17 protein-coding genes and 2 pseudogenes are annotated in these 20,030 nt (G+C 23.0%); 10 read left to right on the top strand and 9 right to left on the bottom strand.

Features of this window, described 5'->3' with window-relative positions; all coding sequences use genetic code 4:
* Positions 1 to 1,089, bottom strand: a complete 1,089-nt coding sequence (locus SPIRDC1_RS08570) for a hypothetical protein (RefSeq protein ID WP_174481427.1) — start codon at positions 1,087 to 1,089, stop codon at positions 1 to 3.
* 390 nt (positions 1,090 to 1,479) lie between these two features.
* On the opposite strand from SPIRDC1_RS08570, the gene SPIRDC1_RS08565 reads away from it, so the two are divergent.
* A complete protein-coding gene (locus SPIRDC1_RS08565) occupies positions 1,480 to 2,475 on the top strand; it encodes an IS3 family transposase (RefSeq protein WP_174480087.1) in 996 nt (331 codons plus the stop codon).
* Between the two features lie 161 nt (positions 2,476 to 2,636).
* On the opposite strand, the gene SPIRDC1_RS10420 is transcribed toward SPIRDC1_RS08565, so the two are convergent.
* From SPIRDC1_RS10420 to dnaA, 7 genes and pseudogenes are all read right to left on the bottom strand, one after another.
* Entirely contained in the window at positions 2,637 to 3,176 is a 540-nt protein-coding gene (locus tag SPIRDC1_RS10420) for an aminoacyl--tRNA ligase-related protein (RefSeq protein WP_304625651.1), read from the bottom strand.
* 62 nt (positions 3,177 to 3,238) lie between these two features.
* Positions 3,239 to 3,916 (bottom strand): serine--tRNA ligase, encoded by a 678-nt coding sequence (locus SPIRDC1_RS10415; RefSeq protein WP_304625650.1) that lies wholly within the window; start codon positions 3,914 to 3,916, stop codon positions 3,239 to 3,241.
* A gap of 16 nt (positions 3,917 to 3,932) precedes the next feature.
* Positions 3,933 to 6,421 (bottom strand): annotated as a pseudogene (gene gyrA / locus SPIRDC1_RS10655) (DNA topoisomerase (ATP-hydrolyzing) subunit A).
* 31 nt (positions 6,422 to 6,452) lie between these two features.
* A pseudogene (gene gyrB, locus SPIRDC1_RS08550) lies at positions 6,453 to 8,373 on the bottom strand (DNA topoisomerase (ATP-hydrolyzing) subunit B).
* A 240-nt stretch (positions 8,374 to 8,613) separates the two neighbouring features.
* The gene (locus SPIRDC1_RS08545; protein ID WP_174481426.1) at positions 8,614 to 9,645 is read right to left on the bottom strand and encodes an SGNH/GDSL hydrolase family protein; all 1,032 of its coding nucleotides are present in this window, start codon (positions 9,643 to 9,645) and stop codon (positions 8,614 to 8,616) included.
* Positions 9,646 to 9,702: 57 nt separating this feature from the next.
* Entirely contained in the window at positions 9,703 to 10,890 is a 1,188-nt protein-coding gene (dnaN, locus tag SPIRDC1_RS08540) for a DNA polymerase III subunit beta (protein WP_174481425.1), read from the bottom strand.
* Positions 10,891 to 11,070: 180 nt separating this feature from the next.
* Positions 11,071 to 12,450, bottom strand: a complete 1,380-nt coding sequence (gene dnaA / locus SPIRDC1_RS08535) for a chromosomal replication initiator protein DnaA (protein ID WP_174481424.1) — start codon at positions 12,448 to 12,450, stop codon at positions 11,071 to 11,073.
* A gap of 267 nt (positions 12,451 to 12,717) precedes the next feature.
* Here dnaA and rpmH point away from each other — a divergent pair, with 267 nt between their 5' ends.
* From rpmH to SPIRDC1_RS08490, 9 genes are all read left to right on the top strand, one after another.
* Positions 12,718 to 12,852 carry a 50S ribosomal protein L34 gene (gene rpmH, locus SPIRDC1_RS08530; RefSeq protein WP_174481423.1) on the top strand — a complete coding sequence of 45 codons (135 nt, stop codon included), beginning with the start codon at positions 12,718 to 12,720 and terminating at the stop codon, positions 12,850 to 12,852.
* A gap of 29 nt (positions 12,853 to 12,881) precedes the next feature.
* Positions 12,882 to 13,211 carry a ribonuclease P protein component gene (gene rnpA, locus SPIRDC1_RS08525; protein ID WP_174481422.1) on the top strand — a complete coding sequence of 110 codons (330 nt, stop codon included), beginning with the start codon at positions 12,882 to 12,884 and terminating at the stop codon, positions 13,209 to 13,211.
* Between the two features lie 13 nt (positions 13,212 to 13,224).
* A complete protein-coding gene (gene yidC, locus SPIRDC1_RS08520) occupies positions 13,225 to 14,406 on the top strand; it encodes a membrane protein insertase YidC (protein WP_174481421.1) in 1,182 nt (393 codons plus the stop codon).
* Between the two features lie 180 nt (positions 14,407 to 14,586).
* The gene (locus SPIRDC1_RS08515) at positions 14,587 to 15,024 is read left to right on the top strand and encodes a Jag family protein (RefSeq protein WP_174481420.1); all 438 of its coding nucleotides are present in this window, start codon (positions 14,587 to 14,589) and stop codon (positions 15,022 to 15,024) included.
* A gap of 50 nt (positions 15,025 to 15,074) precedes the next feature.
* Positions 15,075 to 16,430, top strand: a complete 1,356-nt coding sequence (gene mnmE / locus SPIRDC1_RS08510) for a tRNA uridine-5-carboxymethylaminomethyl(34) synthesis GTPase MnmE (RefSeq protein ID WP_174481419.1) — start codon at positions 15,075 to 15,077, stop codon at positions 16,428 to 16,430.
* 17 nt (positions 16,431 to 16,447) lie between these two features.
* A complete protein-coding gene (locus SPIRDC1_RS08505; protein ID WP_174481418.1) occupies positions 16,448 to 17,293 on the top strand; it encodes a TatD family hydrolase in 846 nt (281 codons plus the stop codon).
* 46 nt (positions 17,294 to 17,339) lie between these two features.
* Entirely contained in the window at positions 17,340 to 17,552 is a 213-nt protein-coding gene (locus SPIRDC1_RS08500; protein ID WP_174481417.1) for a hypothetical protein, read from the top strand.
* Between the two features lie 68 nt (positions 17,553 to 17,620).
* Positions 17,621 to 18,241 (top strand): hypothetical protein, encoded by a 621-nt coding sequence (locus tag SPIRDC1_RS08495; protein ID WP_174481416.1) that lies wholly within the window; start codon positions 17,621 to 17,623, stop codon positions 18,239 to 18,241.
* 498 nt (positions 18,242 to 18,739) lie between these two features.
* On the top strand, positions 18,740 to 19,036 hold the full coding sequence (locus SPIRDC1_RS08490) for a hypothetical protein (RefSeq protein WP_174481415.1): 297 nt from the start codon (positions 18,740 to 18,742) through the stop codon (positions 19,034 to 19,036).
* Positions 19,037 to 19,521: 485 nt separating this feature from the next.
* Here the strand turns inward: SPIRDC1_RS08490 and SPIRDC1_RS10375 are convergent, their stop codons facing one another.
* On the bottom strand, positions 19,522 to 19,644 hold the full coding sequence (locus tag SPIRDC1_RS10375) for a hypothetical protein (RefSeq protein ID WP_255496073.1): 123 nt from the start codon (positions 19,642 to 19,644) through the stop codon (positions 19,522 to 19,524).
* Positions 19,645 to 20,030: the final 386 nt, after the last annotated feature.

Below are 20,030 nucleotides of genomic sequence, written 5' to 3'. Positions count from 1 at the left end.
TTATTCCTGTAATTCTTCTAATTTTTTAAAAATATAATCTCTACTCATACCCCACATTATTCTATTGTTATAAATATTAATTTCAGTTTGTTGGTTATTGTTATTATTTGCTATTCATAAACTACTTTTTACAACGCTTGTATCTAATTGATAATAAAAATTAATTATTTGTCAACTATAATTTTTATTATTTTCTTTACTAGTATAATCACCAAAACTATAATATATTCTATAATGTGTTTTATCTTTAAATATATATTCTATATGTGTAAGATTATTTTTATCTACTACGACTTTACCTACTTCTTTTCAATTTGAACCACTTGGACTGGGTTGTGGTTGTTTTTCTAATATTTCATTAATTGCTTCTAATAATTTTTTATTTTGAGTTTTTAATATTTTATATTCATTATTTTCTAATATATCCTTACAAAGTAATGAATTTTCTTCATCATTTAACGAAACTTCATTTGTTTTAGCATTATATTTAAAATAATCATTTGAAAATTTTTTGTCTTTTATTTTTTCTTTTAATTCATTAATAGCACTAGCGACAGTTTTATTATTAGTTTCTAAATTAGGAATTTCTTGACTTAGAGCATTTATTTGAAATGCAATCGGAAATTGTGCTTTTGTATCTTCTAATTTTTTATCTACTTCTTCTTTTTTATAATAATCAGATAAATCTACTTTACCACCAGTAGCACTAATTTTATTATTTTCATCAATAGTTATATTAGTACCAGCAATTAATTTGTTTTGCTTTTTATCTAATAAATTATTAGTTTCTATTTTTGTATAGTAATCACGTTCAATACTTTCTTCTGCTATAAATTCAGTTGGCGTATCTATTCCTTGATATTGATATATTTCTTTTATATCACCAATTAAATTAATTTTTCCACGTTCAGGATAAGAATTACCTCCACCACTAAATTTTTTATTTCTATTGTCATAGTAAATAGTTCCAATATTTAAAATATTTTTATTTGAGATTTGTTCTTTATAAGTCATGGAATCAACATTTAACAATTCAAATTCATTAAAAACATTATTTAAATAAATTTTAATTACTTTATAAAATTTCATAAAGTCATTTTCTGTTGAATATTGATAACTGATTTTAATAAAATATCATTTAAATGTTTCTATATTATTATTTTCAACTTTTTTTCATAGGGGACTAGTTTCGATATTAAATCAGTTATTTTTAACATCATTAATATTTTCGTTTGCTTTAATTAATTCAGTATTTAATTTTGTAATTTCATTTTCATTAGTAGTAATTCGTTTTTGTTGTTTAGCAGAAAAATCACAAGTTGGTGCATGTGTATAATCACCAATTTGTGGATTATTTTGTAATGCTTCGGGTGGTAATGGCTACTTGCTACTTAGCCCTTTTTACTAGACCATTAATTTAAAAAAAACTTGAATGTATTCGAAAAACAATTGTGTTATACAATTAACACTAATTTTGACATGAAAGGATTTTTAATAATGGATAAAATTAAACAAATAGCATTAGTAATTAACAAGTTAAATATCAAACAAAAAATTCAAATTATTGATGATAGCAAAAACCAATATTCAATTAGATATCTTTGCCAACATCTTCAACTAAACCGATCAACATATTATTTTGTAAAAAACAAACAAAACCCTATTAAAAAAGAAAAAAATCAAATTAGTAATTGTACACATAAATATCAAGAATTATGCCAACTTTTACTTGAATTTCATTTTACAAGAAAAGGACAAATTTATGGCTATTTACGAATTTTTTCAGCATTTAAAGAATGATTAAAACAATACAAACATATTATTTTAAATCTAGAATTATCAACAAAACAAATGCGAAAAATTATGAAAGATCACAATCTTCAAGGATTAAAACAAACTAAAAATAACTATCCTAAAAACAAAAAAAATTCAAATAAGTGAATACCTACAATGGATAAAGTAAACAAAGATTATAAAAGTACAACCTCTTCAAATCAAATTTGATCAATGGACACTAAACAAATAAATACTAAAGAAGGTTGATTATATCTTTTTGTAATTATTGATTTTTATTCAAATAATATTGTAAGCTATAATACATGTTCAAACAAATCCTATCAAGATTTAATCCTTCCTGCACTTGAAAAAATAAATCAACAATTCTCTTGAAACCAAGTAAAAAACGTTATTTTACACTCAGATAACGCCAACGAATTTTATTGTCAAGACATCACAAATTGAGCTGCTGATAAGCAAATAATTTTAAGCAAAAAACAACCTTATGATATTGGTGGCAATGTAATATCTGAAAACTGATTTTCTCATTTATCTCAAGAATGACTACCTAAAGGTTCAAATCAATATTTTTCTCTCAATGAAGCTATAAATGATGTAAACCAATATATTATGTTTTATAATTACGAAAGAATACATTCTAAATTTCTAAAACCACCAATTTCACAAATAAAAATTTAAAACTGTCTATCCAAAAGTGGTCCAGTATTTAGGGCTAACCACCCTTTCGGTCCTGACCCGGTTCGAATGTAATTGTTGCAGTGGCATTATTAATTATAACAATTTTTTTATAAAAAATACATTTTTTTTAATTTATAATGTTTCACGTGAAACATTATAAATTAAATAGTTTTTAAATTATTCATATAAGGTTGTAAAACAATAGGTATATTTACAACATTATCTTCTTCAACATAAAAATTTTCTAAAATTGCTGCAACAACTCGATCAATAGCTAATCCCGATCCATTTAGTGTATGTGGAATTACTTTCTTATTATCTTCACTAACTCTAGTTTCCATTCTTCTTGCTTGAAAATCTTCACAATTACTACATGAAGAAACTTCACGATAACACATTTGAGAAGGTAATCATAATTCTAAATCATAAGTTTTAGCAGCAGTAAAACCAATATCACCACTACATAAATTAATAACTCTATAAGGAATATCTAATTTTTGTAAAATTAATTCAGCATTATTAGTTAACTCTTCAAGGGCATCATAAGATTTTTCAGGCTCAACAATTTGAACTAATTCTACTTTATTAAATTGATGTAATCTAATTATTCCTCTTGTATCTCTACCAGCAGAACCCACTTCTGAACGAAAACATGGTGTATAAGCACACATTTTTATTGGTAATTCAGAAAAATTAATAATTTCATTACGATAAATATTTGTTAAAGGAACTTCTGCTGTTGGAATTAAATACTGTTCATTATTTACTGTTCATTATTTAATTGAAATAAATCATCTTTAAATTTAGGAAGTTGCCCTGTACCAAATAAGTTTTCTTTATTAATAATTAATGGTGGTAAAAATTCAGAATAACCATTTTTTAAATGAGAATCAATCATAAAATTCATTAATGCTCTAACTAATAAAGCACCTTTATTTTTATACATAATAAATCTAGTACCACTTAATTTAGTTGCTTTTGAAAAATCAATTATATTTAACTTTTCAGCAATTTCTCAGTGTGGTTTACTATTTTTTTTAATAATTTTCCCTCATTTTCTAACTTCTTGATTATTAGTTTCATCGTTTCCTTGTGGAACTGAAAAATGTGGTATATTAGGAATTACTAACTGTAATTCATATATTTTATCTTCTAAATCTACAATTTTTAAATTATTTTTTATAATTTTTTCTTTTAAAATAATCATATCATCTTTAATTTTTTTTATTTGATCATTTTTTTTATTTTTTAATAATTCACCAATTTGTTTAGATTGCTTATTTCTTGTTTCTTCTAATTTTTGATTTTTTGTTTTTAAAGTTCTTATTTCTAAATCTAAATTAAAAATTTTATTTATTTCATTTTTATAACTTTGGCCCCTTGTTTCTATTTTATTAATAGTTTTTTCCAAATTATTACGTATTTTTTCTATATCAATCATTTTAGCACCTCTTAAATTAATCAATAAAAATAGTTTTTTCTTTAGTGATTGGGATTGTTACAATTGAAGAAATTGCATCATCTTCTGTTTTAAATCTAATTAATTTAATACCTATAGTATTTCTGCTTGTAGTTCTTATATCTTCTAAAGAAAATCTAATAACTGTACCTTTTAAAGTAATAATTAATAAATCATTACTATTATTAGTGTTATTTATTGAATTTATACCAATTAATTTTCCTGTTTTTTGAGCTAATTTCATTGAAATTACACCCTTACCACCACGATTTGCTAAACGATATTCTTCAAATCGTGATATTTTTCCATAACCTTTGTCACTAATAGAGATAACTAAATCACCATCTTGATTAGAGCACATTCCAATTACATGAGTACCTTTTGTATCTATTCCTTTTACTCCGCTGGCTATTCTTGACATTACTCTAACTTGATTTTCATTGATTCTAACTGCTCGTCCATTAGCCACAGCAATAATTATTTCATTATTACCTGTAGTTTTCAGAACATCTACTAATTGATCATTTGAACGCAATTTAATAGCTATCTTACCATTTTGGTAAATAGATTTAAATTGATCTAAAGTTGAACGTTTAATAATTCCTTTTTTAGTAACAAAAAATAAATTAGCATTTATATCATAATCTTCTGATATAGCAATTATTGTTTTAATAGTCTCATTTTTTTCTGTTGCTATTAAATTAACAATTGGTGTTCCTTTAGCTGTTCTTGAATAATTTGGTAGCTTATGATCACGAATTCGATAAACTTTGCCTTTATTACTAAATATTAACAAATCAGAATGAGTTGAAGTAATTAAAACTTTATCAATATCATCAGTATTAATATCAGTGCCACCAGCACCTTTAACACCAACACCAACACGATGTTGAGTTCTATATGTATCTAAAGGTAAACGTTTAATATAACCACTTTTTGAAAGCGTTATAACCACCTGTTCTTCTTTAATTAAAGCTTCATCAATAATTTCACCTTCATAATTTTCAATAATTTCGGTTCTTCTATCATCACCATAATTTTCTTTAATTGTTGTTAACTGAGAAATTATTAATTCATTTGCTTAGAAGGTTCATTAATTAAAGTTCTTAATCGAATAATTTCTTCATTAATAAATGATAATTCATTATTTAATTTTTCTTGTTCTAAATCTGTTAAACGTTGCAGTTTCATTTCTAAAATAGCTTTAGCTTGTTTTTCAGAAAATTCAAATTTATTCTGTAAATTAGTTAATGCTTCTTCTGTTTTCTTTGATTCCTTAATTATTTTAATAATTTCATCAATATTTTGTAATGCTTTAACAAGACCAAAAATAATATGATATTGATGTTCATATTTTTTTAATTCAAAATTAGATTTATTAAGAATAATTTCAATTTGATGTTCAATATAAATTTCAATCATTTCTTTTAAATTCATTACTTTAGGTTGTTTATTATGTAATGCTAATAAATTTATTGTGAATGTTGTTTGTAATGAAGTAAATTTATATAGTTGATTTAAAATAAGTTCAGCATAATCAATATTTTTAATTTCTAATACTAATCTTATTCCTTCACCATTAGATTCATCTCGCAAATCAGTTATATAATTTACTTTTTTTTCTTGAACTGCTTTAACTATATTATTTATTAAATTAGTTTTATTAGTTTGATAAGGTATTTCTTCAACAATAATTGCAGGTTTACCATTTGATAATTTTTCAACTTTAGTTTTACTACGAACTGTTATTGTTGATCTTCCATTTAAATAAGCACTTTTAAATGAATTTACGCCTAAAATCATTGCACCTGTAGGAAAATCAGGTCCTTTAACAATATCTAATATTTCCATAATATCACAATCAGGATTGTGAGCTACAAAAATAATTGCATCAACTATTTCTCTTAAGTTATGTGGTGGAATACTTGTTGCCATTCCAACAGCAATACCTGTTGTTCCATTAACTAATAAATTAGGAAAATAAGCCGGTAAAACACTAGGTTCTTTTTCAGCACCATCATAATTTTCAACAAAAGTAACTGTATTTTTATTTAAATCTTTAACCAACTCTCCTGCCATTTTACTCATTCTAACTTCAGTATATCTCATAGCAGCAGCACTATCACCATCAATTGAACCAAAATTACCTTGGCCATCAGCTAAAGGATAACGATAATTAAATTCTTGTGCCATTCTTACCATTGTTTCATAAACTGCAATATCACCATGAGGATGAAATTTTCCAATACATTCTCCAACAATACGTGCTGCTTTTTTATAAGGTTTATCATATGTCATACCTAAAATTGCTAAAGAATATAAAATTCGACGATGTACTGGTTTCAATCCATCTCTTGCATCTGGTAAAGCTCTTGAAACAATAACTGAGATTGAATATTCTAAAAAACTAGTTCTCATTTCATCAGATATATTACGAACATATTTATTAGAAATAAATGTTTCATTTTTTTTAGTTATTTCGCTCATATATAAACTCCTAATTTTATTTTATTAACTTTTAAGCATCAATGTTTTTTACATATTTAGCATTTTCTTGAATAAATTCTTTTCGTGGAAATACATCTTTCCCCATCAATATTGAAAAAGTTTCATCTGCTTCTGAAGCATCATCAATACTTACTTGTAATAAAATTCTATGTTGTGGATCCATAGTTGTTTCTCATAATTGTGTGGCATTCATTTCTCCTAAACCTTTATAACGTTGAATGTTAAAATTAGTTCCATTAAAATTATCTTTAATTTCTTGCAATTCTTGATCATTATATGCATATTTAACAAATTTACCACTATAAAATTTATATAAAGGATGCTGAGCTATATATATAACCAGCATCAATTAAGGGACGCATGTAACGATAAAAAAATGTTAATAATAATGTTTTAATATGTGAACCGTCAACATCAGCATCAGTCATAATAATAATTTTATGATAACGTAATTTAGTAATATTAAATTCTTTACCAACACCACAACCAAAGGAAATAATAAGATTATTTATTTCTTCGTCAGAAAAAACTTTTAAAAGTCGTGCTTTTTCAACATTAATTATTTTCCCTCTTAATGGTAAAATTGCTTGAATTTCTCTACTTCTTCCCAACTTTGCAGTGCCACCAGCTGACTCACCTTCGACAAGAAAAACTTCTGTTTTAGTTGGATCTTTAGAAGAACAATCTGCTAATTTACCAGGTAAATTAGAAAATTGTAAAGGATTTTTTCTCGAAGTCATAATATTCTCACGTGCTTTTTTAGATGCTAAACGTGCACTTACTGATAAAATAACTTTGTTAATAATAATTTTTGCTTCAGCAGGGTTTTCCAATAAAAATTTATTAATTATTTTTCCAGTTACATTAGAAACAATTTTTCTAACTTCAGAATTACCAAGTTTTGTTTTAGTTTGCCCTTCATATTGTGGATTAGGATGTTGAACTGAAATAATTGCTAAAATTCCTTCTTTAACATCATCACCAGTAAATGTTTCATCATTATTTTTTAAAAGATTATTTTTTTTCGCATAAGAATTCAATTCTCTTGTTAATGCTAAACGAAAACCATCTTCATGTGTTCCACCTTCAGGTGTATTAATATTATTACAAAATGAAAATATTTGAGATTCTTCACTTTCATTATATTGAAAAGCTATTTCTGTGTTTATACCATTTATTTCAAACTCTCCATAAATAATTTCATGTTTTAAAGGTTCAAATTTATTATTTAAAAAGGCAACATATTCTTTAATACCCCCTTCATAACAAAAAGTTTCTTCTTTATTTTCACGTTCATCAATAACTTGAATAGTTAAACCTTTATTTAAAAAAGCAAGTTGTCTTAACCTTGTTTTAATTATTATAAAACTAAAATTTACAGTTTCAGTAAAAATACTTTCATCAGGTTTAAATAAAACAGTTGTTCCTTTTTTATCACTTTGTCCAATAACTGCCAATGGTAATTCTGGTTTACCACCTTCAATATATTTTTGAAAAAAAATATTACCATCACGATAAATAGTAACTTCCAAATACTTACTTAAAGCATTTACTACTGAAGCACCAACACCATGCAAACCACCTGATACTTTATAAGAACCATTATCAAATTTTCCACCAGCATGTAATGTAGTAAAAACCGTTTCTACTGTTGAAATATTAGTCTTTGGATGTATATCAGTAGGAATACCTCGACCATTATCTTTTACTAATATTTCATTATTTTTAGTAATGGTTACAGAAATTTTTGTACAAAAACCGGCAATAACTTCATCAACAGCATTATCAACTATTTCTCAAACTAAGTGATGTAATCCTCTTTCTGCAGTGGAACCAATATACATTCCAGGTCGTTTTCTAACTGCTTCTAGTCCTTCTAAAACTTGAATTGAGTTAGCATTATAATCATTTGGAGTCCTTGTGCTCACTATTTTCACTCTCTTTCATCATTAAATATTTTCATTAATTTAATAATGAAAATATTTAAAATTTCAAAAATAAATTCAAAAAAAAGACTTTTTATTCTTTAAAATAAGCATATTATTTTACATTTTATGTATAAATTATACATTTTTTTTGATTTAAAACAACATAATTTTTTTAAAAGAAAAATTAAAAAATCTTTATTCAAAAATAATAAATTACTTTTTTAAAAATATTTAACAAAAAATCTATTTAAAATTTTCTATTAAATTAATAATACTATTTGCCATTTGTTGATGAAATCACATACCTGGATGAAACTCATCAAAATAAAAATATTTATTTAAATTACTTTCATTAACTCCAGAATTAAAAACTGGTTTATAAGAATATTTTGTTTCTTTAGACATCATTTTACAAATTGTAGCACTAGTTTCAACAATTCCATCTGGAATTTTATTTTTAAAATTATTCATATCAGTTGCTAATTCTCTTGAAAGAAAAAAAGGTGTAATAATATTTTTATAAATTATTTTCATTTCTAATATCATTTTTTTTCATTGTTTTTGATATTCAATACATGTTTTACGTGCTATTTGTATTTTTTGTTGATTATTATGTAATATCTTTTTAATTTTTGGTGTTAATGTTAAGTCAGGAACATCAGTAATAATAATTTTATTTGCACCATTTTTAATTAATAATTTTATTGCTTTTTTTTCTTCATTTATTACATTATTAATCTTACTGTTAATAATAATAGGATCTGTTTTATTCATTAAATTACCAATATCATTAGCTCCCATTTCTATTCAAATAACATCTTTTTTTTGTAAAGAATGTTGTAGTAACAACATTTGTGTTTGATGAGACAAATCAAAAGTTTTAATAATATCTAAATTATTATCACTGCTATCAGCAATTTCTCCTCCATAAGCATAATTATTACCCAAACTTTGAAATGTTTTACCATTGATGTTAAATAATCACCCAGGTTTAAAATTAATATTTAATTTTTCAGCAATTAATTGTGAAGCTACTTTATTATTACTTCAACAATTATTATAATAAGGTTTATCTAATTGAAAATGTTTAAATTTACTATTACTATTTTCTAAATATTGATTTTGTGCAAATGTTCCTGCACCAGTATCTGATAAACTATCCCCTAAAACATAAAATTCATTAATACTATCTTGCTTATTTTTACAAGCAATTATATTTAAATTAGTAAAAATTAAAATAGTAAACATACTTAACAATTGTAATTTTTTCTTCATTATTTTTTACCTTTTCTTAGCTTATTAATTAAAAATAACTATTTTAGTTATATCATATTATTTTTCTCCAATTGGTAAAACTAGTTGTAATAACCCAGTTTCTTCTTCACTATCAATAATTGTATAATTTTTTGGTCAAGAAATTTTCAAATTTACTTTTTTACATTTATTAAAAGATTTTAAAGCATTAATAATTAATTTTGAATTAAAAACTACTTTTATTTCTTCTTTTAAACTTTTAGATTTCACAATATGAAATTTTTTAAATTGTTCAATTACTTCACCTATACTATCATTATTAGATAAACAATTAATTTTAAAATCATTTTTTTCCACATTGATTCAAAATTGAATCATAGGTGAAGTATCTTTTTTTGCTAAAATTATTGATAATTCAATAATTTTTAAAAATTCTCTAACGTTATTAATTTCAATAATATTTTTTTCTTTTTCTATAATATTTTTAATAATATCATCCGTATTTGGATAAGTACCTTCAATCATTCGTGTTTGAAATAAAAAATTTTCAATTTCAATAATTAAATTATAATCATTTTCAAAATAAAAATTTATATTTGAATTTAAATCACTAGTAATTTTATCAATTTCATTTATTAAATGAACTGGAATATTAAACTCTTTATTACTAAATTCTAATTTTTCTTCAAAAGAAAAACACTTTTTTGCTAAACAATATCCATCAGTTGCTGTAACAAATAACTTTTGATCATTAAATTTAAAATTAATTCCACTTAATGCTGGTTTATTATTGTTTGTATTTGTTGCAAAAGCAATTTGTTCATTTATATTTTGTAACAAACTTTTATTAAAAGATACTTTATTTTTAATATTTTTATTAAAGTTAATTTTTGGAAATTTTTCAATTGTTAACGTACTTAATTTGAAGATAAAATCATTATTATCATTTTTAAAATTACTAATGATTAAGTTATTAATTTTAAGTTCAAATAAAATTCATTCATCTTCTAATTTGCTAAAAATATCATAAATAATTTTAGTATTAATTAATACTGAACCAATATTTAATATTTTTAAGTATTTTTCATTATTATTTAGTTCATATTTTAATGATAAATTACCATTAGATGCGGTTAAAATTATTTTTTCTTTTTCAACTTCTAATAAAAAACAAGATAATTCTTCATAATTGTTATTAGAAATTGTTATTTTTATTATTTTTTTTATTATTTTGAATAATATAGAACTTTTGATTTCGATTTTCATAAATATCTCCCATTTTTAAACATTAATAATTAATTATATATTATATATATTAATTACTATTATTTATTTAATTATTAATAATATTACAATGTGGATTAATGTGAATAACTAATTTTAACTTATAAAATAAGTAAAAAATCAGGATTTTATATGTTAATAATTTATGATTAAAATAGTGGATTAATTGTGTTTTAAACATTCACGTGATAATCTTTCAATATTTTTTTTAAATTCATAATTAGTTTCAATATTTTTTTTAATTTTGTTATAAGCATTCATTACTGTTGTATGATCTTTACCTCCAAATTCAGAACCAATTTTTGTATATGATTCATTTAAAAGTGTTTTTATTAAATACATTGCTACATGGCGTGCTATTGTTATCGTTTTAACTCTAGAAGTACTAATCAATAATTTGATTGGAATATTATAATATTCAGATACAATTGTTTTAATTTTTTTAATAGTTAGTTTTTCTTTTAATGAAGTATTTGATGTTTTAAAAGCTTTCATAACGTCTTCAAGTACTATTAAATGATTAGGTTTTATATATAAAATGCTGTAAAAAATTAATCTATTTAATGCTCCTTCTAATTTTCTAACATCACTATTAAAATTTAAAGCAATAAAACTTAAAGATTCTTCAGTAAAAATGCTTGGATCATAATTTAAAGACTTAATTTTTTCTTTTAAAATAATTAATGAAGTTTCAAAATCTGGTGAATCAATACCAACACTTAAACCACTTTGAAATCTTGAAACATTTCTTTCTTCAAAACCATATAAATCATCAGGATGTTTATCTGATGTAATAACAATTTGTTTTTGTTTGTTAACAAAACTATTAAATATATGAAAAAATATTTCATTTGTTTTACTACGATTAGCTAAAAATTGAATATCATCAACGAGAAGAACATCGTATTGATTAAATGAATCTTTAAATTTTTCAATATCATTAACATTTTGTTTAATAATTTCTGGTACCATACGACCAAATTCTTCAGAAGATAAGTAAAGTACTTTTTTTTGATTATTATATTTTGTTAGTATTTCATTTTCAATAGCATGAAGTAAATGTGTTTTTCCTAATCCAGAATTACCATAGATAAATAAGGGATTTCAATACCTACCAAGTTCTATGGTAATTGAAAATGCTGCTTGATAAGCATCGTTATTTGATTCACCTTTAACAAAGTTATTAAATTGAAATTGTTTTTTAATTTGTTGCAATTTATTAAATTCAACAAAATCTTTTTCTACATATATTTTTTGCTTCTTTGCTTCATTAAGTTCTAAAAATTCAATTTGAAGATTTTGTTGAATAATTCTTTCCAAAATTTCTTTAACTTTAAATGTTATATTTTTAGTTAAAATTTCTTTTGCAAATAGTGAATCAACAATAATTAAACATTTATTTTCAAAAATATCATAAATATAAGTGTTTTTAATATAGTTATTAAAAATACTTGGATCAATCATTTCATCATATTGAAGAAAATTTTTAACTTTATTTCAAATATTTTGAAAGTTTTCTCGTTTATTATCAGTGTCATTCATTTTAAAAACCTCTTTAATTAATATAATTATTGTGGATAAATTGTGGATTAATGTTGATAACTTTTTTATAATTATAATCTGTATTATACTTTTAAAAAAAATAAAAAAAAATGATATTTATTATTTAATATTATAAATGATTTATTTTTTTGTTAAACTAATATTGTTTTTATTAAAAATAAACAGAATAATTTGTTAAGATATAAATATTATGTTACAATACTCTTAATGATTTTTTATTAGAATTTTAAAAAAAGGAGAAAAAAAATGAAACCGACATATCAACCAAGTAAGAGAAAACATCAAAAAACTCATGGTTTTTTTGCAAGAATGAAATCTGCGACAGGAATTAATGTTATTAAAAGAAGACGTCAAAGAGGACGTAAAAAATTAACAGCATAGTTTAAAAAATAAAATAAGGTGAACAAAATATGGAAAAAAAATACCGCCTTTTGAAAAATCATCATTTTAAATATTTAATTAATGAAGGAAAAAGTATTTCAAATGGTCAATTTTTTATCTATTATATGAATAGAGTAGATTTTGAAACTATACGAGTAGGTGTATCAGTAGGAAAAAAACTAGTTCGTTTTGCTTTTGCACGTAATAAGATTAAACGTCAAGTACGAGGAATGTTAGTAGATATTAAAAAAGATTGACCAGTAGATATAGTAATTATGATTAGAAAAAATTATTTATCTAATACATATGAAGAAAATCTTAGCTCTTTATTACATCTTTTAATGAAAATCCCATTATAGGAGAGTAAAATTAATGCAATATAAAAAGTTTTTATTTCCTGAACAACAGAAAAAAAACGTTTGATTAAAAATAACATGAAAATGAACTAAAATTATTTTAGGGACTTTTTTATTGATGTCAACACTTTGAGGTTGCGGTCAGACTATGGGTGATCCTAATGTTGCAACTAGTGATGTTATTTCAGCTTATGATTTTCAAAAATATAATGTAGCGGCTGTTTTTTTTGAATTACTTATTGGTAACAGTGATGTAGCAAAAAATCACATTTTTCATTTTAATGGTAACAATATTTATGAATATGGATTTACAGGGATTAGAACATGAAGTGAAGCTTGAACGCAAACTAAATCACCGTTCTTTGGAATGTTTGTTTATCCAATTGCTTGAATCTTAGTTAGTATTTCTGCTGGATTAAGTCGTGGAGTTGATGTAAATTCAAAATATTGATCAGTAAGTGTTATTTTTGCTATTATTTTTACAACCTTAATTATTAAACTTATTACATTAGTATTTACTTTTAAAGCCCAACAAAATCAGGAAAAAATGCAATCAGTGCAAATGAAAACTTCCGAAATTCAAGCCAAATATAAACATTCACGTGATCCAAGTGCAAAACAAAAACAACAAATGGAATTAATGGCTATTTATAAAAAAGAAGGAATAAATCCAATGGCTGCTTTTATTCCAATGTTTTTATCACTTCCTTTCTTAACAGCTATGTTTACTGTTATGAAATCAACTAATTTATTAAAAAATACTGTTGTTGGTGCTATTAGTTTAGTTGAACAACCATGAACTATGGTTACCCATGGCCAATTTATGTATTTAATAATTATTGTTATATATATACCAACACAATTAGTTTCTATGTTATTACCGATGTTTTTAAATCGTTCACGACAGAAGATTAAAACTAAAGAAGCAAAAGCTGCATTAAAAAAACAAGTTATTATTCAAAGCGTTATGATTTTTATGTTTTTATTTTATGTATGTGTTGCTCCTTCAGGATTAGGCATTTATTGAATTATTTCTGGAATATTACAAATATTTCAAACTCTTGGTTTTCATTACTATAATAAACATAAATGTAGCCGTTATAAAAAAAATGGTACAATTAGTACATCATTTTCAAGTAAGATTAAAAAGATATTTACAAAATCTGAAATAGTTGTTCAACCTAAAAAAAATAAGTAATTTATTATAATGTGGAGAAAAAAAGATGGAAATTAAATCATTTAAAAAAATATTGATTTAGAAAAAACTATCAAAAATTTACCCCCCAAGACATTTTATATAAAATTAGGTATAGAAAAACGTTTATTTAAAACCATTACTAAAATTTTTATTTTTAACGAAAATGATGTTAAAAATTATTTGAATGATAAATGACATGATTTATTGGAACTTTTTAATATAAAAAATTATCAAGAAGAAATAATATTAAATGGCAATAAATTTTATATTAATATTAATTGTAAAAATGAAAATTCAATTTTAATTGGCAAAAAAGGTTATACAATTAGTGCTTTACAAAATTTACTTATTACTTATTTAGAAACAAAATTTAAAAGAAACTATCAAATAGTAATAAATGTTAATAATTATTTAAATATTCAAAAACAAAATTTAAAAATTAGAATATATGAAATTATAAAAAAAATAAGAATAAGTAAAGAAATGTTTCATTTTGAATCAATGCCTAATAACCAAAGAAAAATTATACATGAAATAGTTAAAAATATTGAAGGAATATCAAGCTTTTCTGAAGGTATAGGTTATAACCGTCATGTAGTAATTAGATTGGAAAATTAGAGTAATCTAAGATTTAAAATCTTAGATTGTTTAAATGAAAAGAGGGAAAAATGTTAAATGATACTATTACTGCAATTGCAACCGCACCTTTAAATCAAGCAATTAGTATTATTAGAATTTCAGGAAAAGATACTTATGAACTATTAAATAAGGTTTTTGATAAAGATATTTTAAATCAAAAAGGTCACACTTTAATAACAGGATATATTATTGATCATAATAAGAATAAAATTGATCAAGTTGTTTTAGCATGTTATCGCGCTCCCAAATCTTTTACAGGTGAAGATACAATTGAAATTAATTGTCATGGTGGAGTGCTAATAACACAAAAGATTTTGCAATTATTACTATCTACAGGTATGAGAATGGCAACAAGAGGAGAATTTACGACAAGAGCTTATTTAAATGATAAAATTGATTTAATTGAAGCACAAGCTATTAATGATTTAATTATGGCTGAAAATAATACTATTTTAAAAACCGCTATTAATAGTTTAAGTGGTAAAACAAGAATACTAATTGATGAATTATTTTCAGAATTACTAACTTTAATTGCTAATATAACAGTTAATATTGATTATCCTGAATACGATGGGGTTGAGGAAAAAACAATTAATAATGTTATTCCTTTAGTTGAAAAATTTTTAAATAAAATAAAAGTTATTAAAGAACATAGTAAAATTACTAAAACTATAAAAGAGGGAATTAATACAGTTATTATTGGAAAACCTAATGTTGGAAAATCTTCCCTATTAAATGTGCTTTTAAATGAAGATAAAGCTATTGTTTCTAATGAAGAAGGAACAACAAGAGATCTGGTAGAAGGCAAAATTAATTTGGGTGATATTAGTTTAAATTTAATTGATACAGCAGGTATACGTCATACTTTAAATGATATCGAAAAAGCAGGTATTGATAAATCACATAAGGCTTTAAACGAAGCAGATTTAATAATATTAGTACTAGATGGTTCAAAAGATTTAAGTATTGAGGATAAACAATTATTAGAAAAAATAAAACATAAAAATTACCTTATTGCTATTAATAAAACGGATTTAAGGTTAAAATTAAAATTAGACATTAAAAATAATTTTAATGTGGTAAAAGTTAGTGCAATAATGGGCGAAATTGAAAATCTAATTTTAGGAATAAAAAATAAAATTATAACTACTGAAATTAATTTTGATAAAGAATTACTTTTTGCGAATACAAGACAATTAGCATATTTGGATGAAATTGAACTTAGTATTTCAGAAGCATTAAAAGATTTAAAAAAGAATATTTCGATAGACTTAATTATTGTTCACTTACAAACTGCATGAAATAAGATTTTAGAAATGCAAGGTAAAAAATTTGAAACTGATTTATTAGATGAAATTTTTAAAAGATTTTGTTTAGGAAAATAAAAGGGAAGGTAAAATATATGGCTAATAATGGAATTTTTGATACTCATTGTCATTTAATGTCAAAACATTATGATGAAACAGAAATATTAAAATTATTAACTGATGCTTATTCAGCAGGTGATAGTATTGGTAGTATTTGTAATGTTGGTTTTGACTTAAATACTAGTAAGCAAGCTGTTAGTCAAATTTATGAATTTGAGAGTGAAGAAAAAATTCCCAATCTTTATGCAGCTGTAGGTATTCATCCAACAGAAGTAAATACTTGCGATAGTAATACTATTTCAGAATTGAAAAAATTAATAGCAACTGGTAAAGTAGTTGCTATTGGTGAAATTGGATTAGATTATTATCATAAATTTACAGAACCACAATTGCAAAAAAAATGATTTATTGAACAACTAAAATTAGCTAAAGAACATAAATTACCTGTATTATTACATATTCGTAATGCTTTTGAAGATGCTTTTGAAATTATTAAAAAAGAAAATATTACTAATGGTGTTCTTCATTGTTTTACGGGAACAAAAGTAATAGCTGAAAAATTTATAAAACAAGGTTTTTATATTTCTTTTGCAGGTAATGTGACATATAAAAATGCTTTGAAGTTACAAGAGGTAGCAAAAAATATACCAATTAATAAAATATTAGTTGAAACAGATGCGCCATATTTAACTCCTGAACCAAAAAGAGGCAAAAATCCCAAAAATGGATTAACAATTAATCATCCAGAAAATATAATATTTACAGTTAATAAAATAGCTGAATTAAAGAAGATCCCAAAACAAAGTATTATTAATGCAACTAGGGAAAATGCTATTAATGTTTTTAAATTAAATAATGAATTGAAAAGAAATAATGAGTAATAATGAGAAGTTTAAAGTAGCTATTTTTTTAGCAACAGGCTATGAAATGGGTGAAGTAATAATTACTATTGATCTATTAAGAAGGGCTAATATTATTATTGATTTAGTAAGTATCGAAAATGACTTTGGTGATCCTTTAACTACAGAAGATTTAAAAGAACATGATACACATGTTAAATTAACATTAACAGATGAAGGAAAGAACCATTTTATTGGTGAAAATAACGATTTAAAAGTTAATTGAGTTCCAGAAGTTTAATAAAATAAATTATGGAATATTTATAAAAATAAAAATGTAATATTTTAATTTATGAAAGGAAAATATATATGAAAACTTTAGTAACATTATTAGGAACGATTGGTTTAGCGTTTACAAATGCAAATAGTTTTTTAAATATAAATAATAGTCCAAAAGAAGTTAAAGAAATAACTTATGAATTTAGTGAAAATAAAAAAGATATTGTTCATAGTTATAAAACTTCATCAGTATCAAATCCAGCTTATGAAAGTTGAGATTTTGTAGTTTCTACAGGTTTAAAATCTTTTCAAAAACCAAAATCTATTAGAATATTAGAATGATTTTTAAATAATGGTTCAGATAAAATAGACTGAGGTTCAGATCATTATGATGTATTTTCTGTTCCTTTAAAAATAATGGGAAAAGAAATCAATAAAATTAATGAGGGAAAAATTACAGATGAAGAAGTAGCATATAATAGAATGAATTTTTCATTTAAAGAATCGTATCAAGATTTTTTAGCAACTGCTGAAGTTGTTAGAGGTATAACTACTGCATTATTTTTTGATAATCTTGATTGACACATTCAATTTTTATTTCCTGCAAAATTAACATTCGATATGTCATTTTCTAATGTCTATTTAACTAGAAGTTTAGGGAGAGTATGGATTGAAATTTGCAATAGATTATTAATTAAATATTTAAAATAAAGTTATAATATAAAATTATTAAAGCAGATTATAATTCAAAGTTTTACACTTCAAATTACAATCTGCTTTTAGTTAGAAAAAAGTTTTTATATTATTTATTTTTTTATAAGCAGTGTCTACTATTTTTATAGTATTCTTTTAAAGATTTTTTTTAAAAAATTAATAATATTAACTTGTTAAATTATTAATTTAGATGAAAAAGTAGTAGTATTATTATCAATTGGAAAGTCAATTGGTAGTATTTTAAGTTTGTATTTTTTATTTATAGTAATAATAATAAACTAATATATATGTTTTAAAGACAATTACATTATAAAAATATACAATTTGATTTTTATGTTTTAATAAATTATTTACTTTAATTTTCTTTTGAATCTGATTTTTAAACAAAATATTTATTTTTTGCATTAGATTATCTTTCTCCTATAAGTAGTATAATAATATTATAACATTTTATATTAAAATTTTATATAAAGTAAAAAAAGGAGTAATTAAAAAATGATAAATAATAATAATTTTATTAAAATAGGTTTAATAATTGGAATGATTATGTCAATAATATTACTTATTAGCTGTATTATTTATGGAATATTTACATTTTTTAATTATTTTTCACTAGTTATCATTTTAATAATTATTTATGGATTATTTCAAGTAATTCCCTTTTTACTTTGTTTAAATAATTATTTTATTGAAGAAAAATGATTATTTTTAACAGGTTTATTTAGTTTAACAACATTTGTTATTCCTGGAGTTTTAATTTTGATTGGTTATTTTGTTAGACAAAAAAATTAATAAAACTTATTAATAATAATTAATTTGTAAAAAAAAATAAATATTATTTTATTTTTAGGTTATTATTTTATATAATTTTCCTTTATTAATATTGCTTCATGTTTCTCTATATAATAGACTTCTTGGATTAAAATTTAATTTTTAGAGTATGATTAAAATTAAAAAAGATAGGAAATCTATGATATTTGATAAATTAAAAACTATTAAAAATACAAGATTATTAAGATTAACTAGCATAAATAATATTAATTTTAATAAAATTCTAGGAATTTTAAAAACAGAAGAATTAAAAAAGTTTATTAATTAAAATATTTTATGGAAAAATTTATAAATAAGTTGGTAATTTTTTAATAAAAAAATCATTTAATAATTCTCAATTTCACCCTCGTCCAGATTGCGGCGTTAATAATCATTCAGCAAAGGCTTCGGCAAAAAATTCACCTTTTTTATAGGGTTTCGCTTGGCTTCAAAATATACGACCATAATTACTTTGCACAATAATCATTGGGAATACTAATCTTTTTTTGATAATCACTATTACTAATATTAACTTTATCATTTAAGTAATCCATTAATAATTGACTACAATCAGAAATTGGTGCCCTCATCACGTGATTTTGTGCTCTTCAAACAGATGAATAATCATTATTAATTTTAAAAATATTTTTATTAAGTAAACAATTTTCGATTTTATTATTTTTAGGTCAATTTCAATTGTTATTAAACGTACTACGATCAGCATCCGTTAATGATAAAAAATTATCGAAAGCATGACCATATTCATGAGTACTAACACTAATTATGTTATTAGTTGCTCATCAACCCGCTTGATAATTTGCGCTAATTTCTTTAATAGCTACTTGCTACTTGCTACTTGCTACTTAGCCCTTTTTACTAGACCATTAATTTAAAAAAAACTTGAATGTATTCGAAAAACAATTGTGTTATACAATTAACACTAATTTTGACATGAAAGGATTTTTAATAATGGATA

The sequence above is a fragment of the Spiroplasma endosymbiont of Danaus chrysippus genome (assembly GCF_902809815.1).
In the GTDB taxonomy this organism is placed as follows: Bacteria; Bacillota_I; Bacilli_A; order Mycoplasmatales; family VBWQ01; genus Spiroplasma_E.
The sequence above is the reverse complement of the archived record's forward strand: the minus strand, read 5'-3'. Positions and strand labels throughout refer to the sequence as shown.